This is a genomic window from Pseudomonas sp. UBA5706, from assembly GCF_002419965.1.
Taxonomy (GTDB): Bacteria; Pseudomonadota; Gammaproteobacteria; order Pseudomonadales; family Pseudomonadaceae; genus Aquipseudomonas.
The window spans coordinates 43,477-55,500 of record NZ_DIHC01000044.1 but is presented as its reverse complement, the minus strand read 5'-3'; the positions used below and the strand labels follow the sequence as shown (position 1 = coordinate 55,500).

At 59.8% G+C, this 12,024-nt stretch carries 7 protein-coding genes; 3 read left to right on the top strand and 4 right to left on the bottom strand.

Annotated elements, in window-relative coordinates; all coding sequences use genetic code 11:
• Positions 1-238: 238 nt before the first annotated feature.
• The 4 genes from guaD to xdhA all read right to left on the bottom strand — a co-directional run bounded on the left by guaD (position 239) and on the right by xdhA (position 6,424).
• Positions 239-1,543, bottom strand: a complete 1,305-nt coding sequence (gene guaD, locus B3I26_RS22830) for a guanine deaminase (RefSeq protein WP_296261043.1) — start codon at positions 1,541-1,543, stop codon at positions 239-241.
• Between the two features lie 25 nt (positions 1,544-1,568).
• Positions 1,569-2,420 carry a xanthine dehydrogenase accessory protein XdhC gene (gene xdhC / locus B3I26_RS22825; RefSeq protein ID WP_296261041.1) on the bottom strand — a complete coding sequence of 284 codons (852 nt, stop codon included), beginning with the start codon at positions 2,418-2,420 and terminating at the stop codon, positions 1,569-1,571.
• A 118-nt stretch (positions 2,421-2,538) separates the two neighbouring features.
• Positions 2,539-4,959, bottom strand: coding sequence for a xanthine dehydrogenase molybdopterin binding subunit (xdhB, locus tag B3I26_RS22820; protein WP_296261040.1), 2,421 nt, complete (start codon positions 4,957-4,959; stop codon positions 2,539-2,541).
• On the bottom strand, positions 4,952-6,424 hold the full coding sequence (gene xdhA, locus B3I26_RS22815) for a xanthine dehydrogenase small subunit (RefSeq protein ID WP_296261039.1): 1,473 nt from the start codon (positions 6,422-6,424) through the stop codon (positions 4,952-4,954). The genes xdhB and xdhA overlap by 8 nt, the downstream gene beginning before the upstream one ends.
• A gap of 282 nt (positions 6,425-6,706) precedes the next feature.
• Here xdhA and B3I26_RS22810 point away from each other — a divergent pair, with 282 nt between their 5' ends.
• The 3 genes from B3I26_RS22810 to zipA all read left to right on the top strand — a co-directional run bounded on the left by B3I26_RS22810 (position 6,707) and on the right by zipA (position 11,980).
• Positions 6,707-7,366: a GntR family transcriptional regulator gene (locus B3I26_RS22810; protein ID WP_296261038.1), complete on the top strand. Its 660-nt coding sequence runs from the start codon at positions 6,707-6,709 to the stop codon at positions 7,364-7,366.
• A 3-nt stretch (positions 7,367-7,369) separates the two neighbouring features.
• Positions 7,370-10,858, top strand: coding sequence for a chromosome segregation protein SMC (gene smc, locus B3I26_RS22805; protein ID WP_296261035.1), 3,489 nt, complete (start codon positions 7,370-7,372; stop codon positions 10,856-10,858).
• A 264-nt stretch (positions 10,859-11,122) separates the two neighbouring features.
• Complete coding sequence (gene zipA / locus B3I26_RS22800) at positions 11,123-11,980, top strand: cell division protein ZipA (protein ID WP_296261034.1); 858 nt, start codon at positions 11,123-11,125, stop codon at positions 11,978-11,980.
• Positions 11,981-12,024 lie beyond the last annotated feature (44 nt).

Here is a 12,024-nt window from a genome sequence, read left to right as displayed (position 1 = left end):
TGACGCTCTGCGTGGGAATGCCGCGCTTGACGCTCTGCGTTGGTTTTGGACGCGCAGCGTCCGGGTATGCGTTCCCCGGAGCGTGGGAACGATCAGTCATTAGTAAGCCTCCCTACGCGTGTCTGACCCACGACGTAGGTTGAGTCTCCTGCCGGTACCCAGAAAGCCTGTCTACACTCGGCGCAGCATCTCCACGCGGAGCATAGGAACGATCACTCCACTATACCGAGCTGGAGCCTCAGCGTTTATGCACCAAAACCCCCGCTGAATAGGTCTCGCTGACCGTCCTGTCGTCCCCTAGCGTCATCAGCACGAACAGCTTCTCTTCAATCCCGGTTGCCTGTTTCATGCGGTAGGAGAGCAGCGGCGTAGCATTGAAATCCAGAACCACGAAATCCGCTTCGGTGCCCTGATGCAGATTGCCGATGCTGTCCTGCAGACGCAGCGCCCGCGCGCCCCCCAAAGTCGCCAGGTACAGCGATTTGAACGGGCTGAGCTTGGCGCCTTGCAGTTGCATGACCTTGTAGGCCTCGTTCAGCGTCTGTAAAAGCGAGAAGCTGGTGCCACCGCCGACGTCAGTGCCCAATCCCACGTTGACCTTGTGCCGTTCGGTCATTGGCAGGTTGAACAGCCCACTGCCAAGGAAGAAGTTGGAGGTGGGACAGAAGGCAATGGCTGACCCGGTTTCGGCCAGACGCTCACATTCCTGATCACACAGATGCACCCCGTGGGCGAACACCGAACGCTCGCCCAGCAGCTTGAAGTGATCGTAGACATCCAGATAGTTTTTGCGCTCCGGGAACAGCGCCTTGACCCACTCGACTTCCTTAAGGTTTTCGCTGATGTGGGTCTGCATGTACAGGTCCGGGTACTCGGTCAGCAGTTTACCGGCGAGGGCGAGTTGCTGCGGCGTGCTGGTCGGCGCGAAGCGTGGCGTGACCGCGTAATGCAGGCGACCCTTGCCATGCCAGCGCTCGATCAGCGTTTTGCTGTCGACATAGCTCGACTCGGCAGTGTCCACCAGATAATCCGGCGCGTTGCGGTCCATCATCACCTTTCCCGCGATCATGCGCAGGTTAAGCTTCTCGGCGGCCGTAAAGAATGCGTCCACAGATTCCTTGTGGCGACTGCCGAACACCAGCGCGGTAGTCGTGCCGTTACGCAGCAACTCCTTGATGAAGATGTCGGACACTTCAGCGGCGTGGGCAGGATCGGCGAACTGGCGCTCGACAGGAAACACATACGTATTGAGCCAGTCCAGCAACTGCTCGCCGTAGGAGCCGACCATGCCGGTTTGTGGCAGATGGATATGCGTGTCGATAAAGCCGGCCGTTATCAGGGCGTCGGTGTAGGTCGCCACTTCGACGTCGCTGTCCAGGGTGTCCAGCAAATCCCTGGCATGGCCGACGGCGCAAATCCTGCCGTTTTCGACCACCATCAAGCCGTCTTCGAAATACTCGTATGAGGCCTCGACCGCCACTTCGGCAGGGTCGGCAATGCTGTGGACAATGGCGGCACGGTAGGCTTTCTTTACACTCTTCATGTTTTACAGTTCGTTCTTCTAAAGTTCATTGAGCCTGGCTGCGGCGAGACACCGGCAGCAGCTTGGCAATGGGTTCGGACGTCGAACGCTGTTCGCCGCTTTCCATTCCAAAAAAGGCGTTATAGGTGGCAATTACTTCGGCGGCCACAGACACGGCGATTTCCATAGGCAGCTTGCCTTTCACTTCCGAAAGGCCCATCGGGCAGCGCATCCGCTGTAGCAGTGCCGGCTCAAAACCGCGATCGCGCAAGCGGTGTTCGAACTTCGCGCGCTTGGTCTTCGAGCCGATCAGGCCGAACCAGGTAAAGTCACCGCGCTTGAGGATTGCAGCGCTAAGTTCCAGATCCAACTGATGATTATGAGTCATCACGATGCAATAGCAGCCTGTCGGCAGGTTATTCACCTCATCGACCACTTCTTCATTGACGATCTTCGCCACCCCTTCGGGTAACTGCGTGGGGAATTCCGCTTCCCGTGAGTCGATCCAGCGCACCCGGCAGGGCAGGCTGGCGAGCAGCGGCACCAAAGCACGCCCGACGTGGCCGGCGCCAAACACCGCAATCTGCGCCTGAGGCGTGCCCATGGGTTCGAACAGCAGCACGTTCACCCCGCCGCAGCACTGACCCAGGCTGGCGCCGAGGCTGAAGCGCTCCAGACGGGTCTGCTGGCTGCCGCTAATGAGCATTTGACGGGCGATTTCCATGGCCTTGTATTCCAGATGCCCACCGCCGATGGTGTCGTAAATCCGCTCGGCGCTGACCACCATCTTCGAGCCGGCATTGCGTGGCGTCGAGCCACGCTCCTCGATGATGGTGACCAGCACGCAGGCTTGACCCAGGTTTTGCAACTCGGCGAGGGCGCTGATCCAGTTGTTCATGTGTGTCTCCTGATCACCGGGGTGGCAGATCGAACATCTTCATCGCCCATTGCATGATCGTACCCCCGTAGAATCGTCCGGGTGGGCACGTCTGCTGCGTCACTCCATACACGGGCGATCAATCGACGCGCAGCGCTTGCAACTGCGTGTCCGCGCGTAGCGGCGTGGGAACGACCGCCTGCTCACGCCTCAACGCGCGCATCTGCTCGCAACCCCACAGCACCCGCTCCGGCGTGGCTGGCGCGTCGATCTTCGGCTGATGCCGATAGTCTGCGAGGCTCGCCACCGCGTCCTTGATCGCGCACCACGCCGCAATTCCGAGCATGAACGGAGGTTCGCCCACCGCTTTGGAATGGAAGACGGTGTCTTCCGGGTTCTTGCGATTCTCCACCAGCCTGACCCGCAGGTCGGCGGGCATATCCGCCACCGCCGGGATCTTGTAACCAGCCGGTCCGTTGGTCATCAGCTTGCCCTTGGCGTTCCACACCAACTCTTCGGTGGTCAGCCAGCCCACGCCTTGAATGTAGCCGCCCTCGACCTGGCCGATGTCGATAGCCGGGTTCAGCGAGGCGCCGACGTCGTGCAGGATGTCGGTGCGTAGCATCTTGTATTCGCCGGTCAGGGTGTCGACGATCACTTCGCTGCAAGCCGCGCCGAACGCGAAATAGTAAAACGGCCGACCGCGAGCCTGACTACGGTCGTAGAAGATTTTCGGTGTCTTGTAATAGCCGGTGCTGGACAGCGACACCTGGCCCATCCACGCCTGCTGCGCCAGGGTATTGAAACTGATCACCTGCTCACCGACACGCACGTGGCCGTTGCGGAATTCAACCTGCGATTGCTCGCAGGTGTAGTGCCGGGCGGCGAATTCGATCAGCCGCTGCTTGATGGTTTCGGCCGCGTTTTGCGCTGCCTTACCGTTCAGATCCGCGCCGCTGGAGGCCGCGGTAGGTGACGTGTTCGGAACCTTATCGGTGTTGGTCGCGGTAATCTGCACGCGGTCGATGTCCACCTGAAACACTTCGGCCACCACCTGCGCGACCTTGGTATTCAAGCCTTGGCCCATCTCCGTGCCACCGTGGTTCAAGTGGATGCTGCCGTCGGTGTAGATATGAATCAGCGCGCCGGCCTGATTAAGGAAACTGGCGGTGAAGGAAATACCGAATTTCACCGGCGTCAATGCCAGGCCTTTCTTCAGAATCGGGCTATTGGCGTTGTAGGCTTCGATGGCTTTGCGCCGCTCGACGTACTGGCTGCTTTCTTCCAGCTCGGCGGTCATTTCTTCGAGCAGGTTGTGTTCGACTTCCTGGTAGTAGTGGGTGACGTTGCGCTCGGTCTTGCCGTAGTAATTCATCTTGCGCACCGCCAGCGGGTCCTTGCCCAGGTGCCGGGCAATGGCGTCCATCACTTCTTCGATGGCGACCATGCCTTGCGGGCCGCCGAAGCCGCGATACGCCGTGTTTGACGCCGTATTGGTCTTGCAGCGATGGCCGTTGATGGTCGCATCGCCCAAGTAATACGAGTTGTCGGCGTGAAACATCGCGCGGTCGACAATCGAGGCCGAAAGGTCCGGCGAGTAGCCGCAGTTGCCGGCCAGCTCCAGCTGAATGCCGTGCAAGCGACCCTCGTCGTCGAACCCTACGTCGTATTCGACATAGAACGGGTGGCGCTTGCCGGTCATGAGCATGTCTTCGACCCGAGGCAGGCGCATCTTGGTCGGCTGACCGGTCAGGCGCGCGATCACTGCGCACAGGCACGCCGGGCTGGCCGCCTGGGTTTCCTTGCCGCCGAATCCGCCACCCATGCGGCGCATGTCGACCACCACCTTGTTCATCGACACATCAAGCACTTCGGCGACCAGCTTCTGCACTTCGGTCGGATTCTGGGTCGAGCAGTAGACGATCATGCCGCCATCCTCGGTGGGCATCACCGACGAAATCTGCGTCTCCAGATAAAAGTGCTCCTGGCCGCCAATGTGCAGCGTGCCCTGGATACGGTTCGGCGCCGAACCCAGCGCGGCCGCCGAGTCGCCGCGTTTGTGGGTGTGGCTGTCGAGCACGAAATGCTGCTTGCGGTAAGCCTCGACCACGTCCAGCACCGGCTCCAGATCTGCGTATTCGATAATCGCAGCCATGGCAGCCTTGCGTGCGGTCGCAAGGTCCCGGGCCGCGACGGCAATCACCGGCTGGCCGACGAACTCGACCTTGTCGATGGCCAGCAGCGGATCACCCGGCAGCAATGGACCAATGTCCTTGAGGCCCGGAATGTCTTCGTGGGTGATAGCGATGCGCACGCCCTCGAAGGCGTAGCAGGGCGACACATCGACGTTAACGATCCGCGCATGGGCCCGATCGGACATGCGTGCGTACACGTGCAGTTGATTGGGGAATTCCAGGCGGTCGTCGATATAGATCGCCTCGCCGGACACGTGCTTGTCGGCGCTGTCGTGCTTGACGCTGCGCCCGACGCCGGTAGCAAGATCCTGCTGGAACAGGGCCACCAGCTCTTCCTGAGTCTTGATCTGCTGATGGTTAGACATAATCAGTCACCCGCGTCTGGATGTGTGGCATCTGCAGTTCGATGAAGTATTTTCGCAACAGATTCTGCGCGCTGAGCAGACGGTACTCCTTGCTGGCGCGGAAGTCCGAGAGCGGCGTGAAATCCTCTTCCAGCGCAGCGCAGGCGCGTTCCACCGTGGCCGAGTTCCAGGGCTGGCCGACCAAGGCTTGCTCGCAGTGAGCGGCGCGCTTGGGAATTGCAGCCATGCCGCCGAACGCTGCGCAGACTTGGACAACCGCGCCGTTTTCCACCTGCACCCGGAAGGCGGCGCAGACCGCCGAGATGTCGTCGTCTAGCCGTTTGGATACCTTGTAAGCGCGAAATACCTGTCTGGCACTGGCTTTGGGCACAATGATCTTCTCGATGAACTCGCTTTCCTGGCGCGCGGTGACGCGGTAATCGATGAAGTAATCTTCCAGCGCCAGGGTGCGGGTCTGCTCGCCTTTGCGCAGCACGATCTTCGCGCCCAGTGCAATGAGCAGGGGAGGCGAGTCGCCAATGGGCGAGGCATTACCGATATTGCCGCCCAGCGTGCCCTGGTTGCGGATCTGCAGTGACGCAAAACGGTGCAGTAGGTCCCCGAAATCGGGATATTCGTTGCTAAGCACTGCATAGCAGTCGGTCAGTGCCACCGCTGCACCGATTTCGACGCGGTCGTCGAAGTGCTCGATGTTCTTCATCTCAGTGACATTGCCGACGTAGATCATCACCGGCAGCGTGCGATGAAACTGCGTGACTTCCAGCGCCAGGTCAGTGCCACCGGCCAGCAGACGCGCTTGCGGGTTGGCCTCGTACAAGCCGGCCAGATCAGCCACGGTCAGCGGCACCAGGCAGCGTTTGTCGCCGCTGTTCAACTCTGCAGTTTCCGAGGGCTTGATGGCTTTCAGGCGAGCAATGGTCTCTGATGTGCGCATATCGAACTGGTCGGGCTCACGTGTCCGGGCGCAAGCCTGTTCAGCGGCGGCGAGAATCGGGCGGTAGCCGGTGCAGCGGCACAGGTTACCCGCCAGCGCCTCATGGGCCAGCGCGTGCTTCACACGGGAGGAGTCCTTTTCGTTGCTGTTCTTCTGCAGCGCGAACAGCGACATCACAAAGCCCGGCGTGCAGAAACCGCACTGCGAGCCGTGGCACTCGACCATCGCTCTTTGCACGCTGTGCAGTTGGCCTTGGTGCTTAAGGTCTTCCACGCTGATCAGTTGTTTGCCGTGCAGGGACGCAACGAAGGTCAGGCACGAATTGAGGCTGCGATAGCTCAGGTGATCCAGGCCATCGGCATCGGTGTGCAGTTCGCCGACCACCACCGTGCACGCGCCACAGTCGCCGCTGGCGCAGCCTTCCTTGGTGCCGGACTTATGCAGATGCTCGCGCAGGTAATTGAGCACTGTCATGTTGGGGTCCAGAGCATGCTCGGTTGTAAGCGTATGGTTCAGTAGAAACTGGATCACCGGTTGCGCCTCGTTTTCTTTTATTAGACATGGTCATCGAACCTGTCGATGAATCTATCAGTTAAAACTATTGGGTCAACGAAAATCTGACCTAAAAGTCAAGAAATTGAGTTTTGCGGAGCGTTGCCGATCAACGGCAGCATGAGGTAGCAATAAAGCGCAGTGGAAACGCTCAAAACTTTGCTTATTTCATGCCAGTTTGCGTGACATGGCCCTGCGCCACAGAGACCCAGTGCGATACACTTCGCCGCTTGTTTACAGCAATTGGTTTAAAGGAAAGAAATGACGTTCAAGGCACCGGACAGCCTCGCTGAGCAGATCGCTCATCACCTCGCCGAGCGGATCATTCGCGGCGAGCTCAAGCCTGGAGAGCGGATTCAGGAGCAGAAGGTCACTGCCGCGCTCAATGTCAGCCGCGGATCGGTCCGTGAAGCGTTGCTGATCCTCGAACGCCGCCACCTGATTGCGATCCTCCCGCGCCGGGGGGCCCAGGTCTCGGTCCTCACTGCGCACAACATCCAAAGCCTGTGCGCCTTGATGAGCGAGCTGTACATTCTGTTGGGCCTTGCCGTGGCCAAAGGCTGGCAGGAAGACCTCGATCTGGCGCCTTTTTTACGAATTCAGCAGCGCCTGAGCGCCAGTTACGAGCGCGGTGATATAAAAAGCTTCGTCGAAGACAGCTTCAACGTGATGCGCTCGGCCTATCCGTTCGCAAACAACCCTTATCTGGAAGAGACCGTCGAGAACCTGCAACCGTCCATGAGCCGTTTCTATTATTTGGCCCTGGAACAGCGCCAGGCGCAGATGAGCGAATACCTGACCCTGTTCGGTCAGTTGCTCGAAGCAGTGATCGCCCGTGATCTGGCGCGCATTCGCGCAGTCCTGACGTGCTACGCCGAGCGCAGCTGCCAGTCGATCCTGTCTGCCTTGGCGGCCTGCTGATCCATGCGCCTCAAATGCATCAGGCTGGCCGGGTTCAAGTCGTTCGTCGACCCGACGACCGTGAACTTCCCCAGCAACATGGCGGCCGTTGTCGGCCCCAATGGATGCGGCAAATCCAACATCATCGATGCGGTGCGCTGGGTCATGGGCGAAAGTTCGGCCAAGAATCTGCGTGGCGAGTCGATGACCGACGTCATCTTCAACGGCTCCACCAGCCGCAAGCCGGTGAGTCAGGCCAGCATCGAGCTGGTGTTCGACAACTCGGACAGCACACTGGTCGGCGAATACGCCAGCTATGCGGAAATCTCCATTCGCCGCAAAGTCACCCGCGACAGCCAGAACAGCTACTACCTGAACGGCACCAAATGCCGCCGTCGCGATATCACCGATATTTTCCTCGGCACCGGCCTGGGTCCGCGTAGCTACTCGATCATCGAGCAGGGCATGATTTCCAAGCTGATCGAAGCCAAGCCTGAGGATTTGCGCAACTTCATCGAGGAAGCGGCCGGCATCTCCAAATACAAGGAGCGCCGTCGTGAAACCGAAAACCGCATTCGCCGCACCCACGAAAACCTGGCGCGCTTGACCGACCTGCGTGAAGAACTGGAGCGCCAGCTGGAACGCCTGCAGCGCCAAGCCCAGGCTGCCGAAAAGTATCAGCAACACAAGGCCGAAGAGCGTCAGCTCAAGGCACAACTATCCGCCTTGCGTTGGCAGGCGTTGAACGATCAAGTGGCACAGCGCGAGTCGGTCATCGGCACGCAGGAAGTCAGCTTCGAAGCCCTGGTCGCCGAGCAGCGCAACGCCGACGCCGCTATCGAACGCTTGCGTGATGGGCATCATGACCTGTCCGAGCGCTTCAATCTGGTGCAGGGCCGTTTCTATTCGGTGGGCGGCGACATTGCTCGTAACGAGCAAAGTATCCAGCACGGCCAGCAGCGCCTGCGTCAGTTGCAGGACGACCTGCGTGAGGCCGAGCGCGCCCGGCAGGAAACCGAATCGCATCTGGGCCACGACCGCACCTTGCTCGCGACCCTTGGCGAAGAGCTGGAAATGCTCGAGCCCGAGCAGGAGATGACCCTGGCGGCCGCTGAAGAATCCGCCGCCGCGCTGGAGGAGGCCGAAGCCGCCATGCAGGGCTGGCAAGAGAATTGGGACGCCTTCAACCTGTCTTCGGCAGAGCCTCGTCGTCAGGCCGAAGTCCAGCAAGCGCGCATTCAGCAGCTGGAAACCGGCCTGGAGCGTCTGGCGGAGCGGCAACGCCGACTGGGCGAGGAACGTCAGTTGCTGGCGGCGGATCCTGAAGACGCCGCAATTCTGGACCTCAGCGAAGACCTCGCCACACGGGAGATGGCCTTTGAAGAGCTGACTGCCGAAGAAGAACAGCTCATCGAGCACCTCGAACAGCTGCGCCTGCAATTGCAGCAAGCCATGCAATCGCAGCAGCAGGCTCAAGGCGATCTGCAGCGCTTGAACGGTCGCATTGCCTCGCTTGAGGCCTTGCAACAAGCCGCGCTTGATCCCGGAACGGGCACCGCCGAATGGTTGCATGCTCAACACTTGAGCGAGCGCCCGCGTCTGGCCGAAGGCTTGCGCGTCGAAGCCGGCTGGGAACTGGCGGTGGAAACCGTGCTCGGCTCCGATCTGCAGGCGGTCCTGATCGACAGTTTTGCTGGGCTGGATTTGCAGGGCTTCAGCCAAGGTGATCTGCGCTTGGTGACCGCGGTTGCGGATGTCACACGCATTCCCGGCAGTTTGCTGGATAAGGTGGAGTCCGCTGTCGATCTCGGCAGTTGGCTGGGGCAGGTCAAGCCGGTGGAAACCCTTGACGATGCGCTGTCGCTCAGAGCAGGGCTAAGCGCAGGGCAAAGCCTGATCAGTCGCGACGGCTACTGGCTTGGTCGCGACTTCCTGCGCGTGCGGCGGGCCAGCGAAGCCGAGAGTGGCGTGCTGGCCCGCGGGCAGGAATTGCAGCGCCTGGAAGCCGAACGCCAAGAGCGCGAAGCGACCCTTGCTGCACTTGAAGAGCAGCTGTTGAACCAACGCGAGCAGCAGCGCATTCAAGAAGACAGCCGCGAGCAGTTGCGTCGCCGTCTGCAGGATGAGGCCCGTCAGCAGAGCGAGCTTAAGGCGCAGCTGTCGGCCGCCAGAGCCAAGGCCGAGCAACTGACACTGCGGCGCACGCGGTTGGACGAAGAGCTGACCGAGCTGGCCGAACAGCGTGCGCTGGAGCACGAAAGCCTGGGCGAGTCGCGCCTGCAATTGCAGGATGCTCTGGACAGCATGGCGCTGGACACCGAACAGCGCGAATTGCTGCTGGTTCAACGCGACAGTCTGCGTGAACGTCTGGATCGGGTGCGCCAGGAAGCCCGTCAGCACAAGGACCACGGCAACCAATTGGCGGTGCGTTTGAGTTCGTTGCGGGCACAGCATGATTCAACGCGTCAGGCCCTGGAGCGACTGCAGATGCAGTCCGAACGCCTGACCGAAAAGCGTGAGCAGTTGAGCCTTGGTCTGGAGGAGGGCGCCGCACCACTGGAAGAACTGCGTCTGAAGCTCGAAGAATTGCTGGAAAAACGCATGCTCGTCGACGACGAAATGCGCACCGCAAAAAGCGCTCTGGAAGATGCCGACCGCGAACTGCGCGAAGCCGAGAAGCGTCGGACCCAAGCCGAGCAACAATCGCAGCTCTTGCGTGGCCAACTGGAGCAGCAGCGGCTGGAGTGGCAATCGCTGACCGTGCGCCGCAAAGCGCTGCAGGAGCAATTGCACGAAGACGGCTACGATCTGAACGGGGTGCTCGCCACGTTGACCCCAGAGGCCAACGAGAAAGACGCCGAAGAAGAGCTGGGTCGCATCGATGCGCGCATTCAGCGGTTGGGTGCAATCAACCTCGCGGCCATCGACGAGTACCAGCAACAGTCCGAGCGCAAGCGCTATCTGGATGCCCAGGACGCCGACCTCGTGGAAGCGCTGGACACCCTGGAAAACGTAATCCGCAAGATCGATAAGGAAACGCGAAATCGATTCAAAGAGACCTTTGATCAGATAAATGGCGGAATTCAGGCACTTTTTCCAAAAGTTTTCGGTGGTGGTAGCGCTTACTTGGAACTGACGGGCGAAGATTTACTCGATACAGGGGTGACGATCATGGCGCGTCCGCCCGGCAAGAAAAACAGCACGATCCATTTGCTGTCCGGCGGCGAAAAAGCCTTGACCGCACTGGCTTTGGTTTTTGCCATTTTCAAACTCAACCCGGCGCCTTTCTGCATGCTCGACGAAGTCGACGCACCGCTGGACGACGCCAACGTGGGCCGTTATGCCCGACTGGTCAAGGAGATGTCGCAGACCGTGCAGTTCATCTACATCACGCATAACAAGATCGCCATGGAGATGGCCGACCAGTTGATGGGCGTCACAATGCATGAGCCGGGGTGTTCGCGCCTTGTGGCCGTGGACGTCGAGGAGGCGATGGCGTTGGTGGATGCGTAGCGCGCTGCCATGTCGGCGCATTGATTGAGCGCAAAAGTGGCGTGATGAGTGCCCGGCACAGTGATGACAGCTGCAGTCGTACAGATGCCCCCGGCATGGCAGATGTAACAGACGGTGTAAAGTTGCCTTTGGTCGTGCTAGCTTAATGTCCACTTTTTCATTTCGCGTGGGTAAAAGGCCATTCAGAACATAGAGTTGGCTCCACGTTTTAAAGGGGTTTAGGCCCTTAATTTTTAGAATTTTTCATTAGAGGCACGGGATTACATGGAAATCGGTCTGCGAGAGTGGCTGATCGTCATCGGCATTATTGTCATTGCCGGTATTCTTTTTGACGGCTGGCGCCGGATGCGCGGCGGTAAAGGCAAGCTGAAATTCAGGCTGGACCGCAGCTTTTCCAATCTTCCAGACGATGAAGAACCGTCATCTGCCGAGGTTCTGGGTCCTGCGCGCGTCCTTGACACCCATAAAGAACCCCAACTCGACGAGCACGACCTGCCGACCATGAGTGCCGCACGCGACCGGCCAGAGCGCCCGGAGCGCGAAAGCAAACGCACTAAACGCAAGGATCAGCCTCAACAGGGCGATCTGAATCTGGAAGCGGACGGTCCAAGCCTGTTCGGCGCTCGTGATGACGATTTCCCGGACGAAAAGGCGCCTCAGCGCATTACCGAAGACAAGGACCTGCCACCGGTTGAAGAGGTGCTGGTGATCAGCGTCATTTCCCGTGACGAAAGCGGTTTCAAAGGCCCGGCGTTGCTGCAGAACATCCTGGAAAGCGGGTTGCGGTTCGGCGAAATGGATATCTTTCATCGCCACGAGAGCATGGCGGGCAATGGCGAAGTGCTGTTCTCCATGGCCAACGCGGTCAAGCCGGGCGTGTTCGATCTTGATGACATCGACCACTTCAGCACCCGTGCCGTGAGCTTCTTTCTGGGTCTGCCAGGGCCGCGTCATCCCAAGCAGGCCTTTGACGTCATGGTGGCCGCTGCACGCAAGCTGGCTCATGAACTCAATGGTGAGCTCAAGGATGATCAGCGCAGTGTCATGACCGCACAGACCATCGAGCATTATCGTCAGCGCATCGTCGAATTCGAACGCCGCGCGCTGACTCAGCGTCGTTGATTGAAATCCGGTGCCCGTGCGCCGGACCGCACCATGAATTGAGC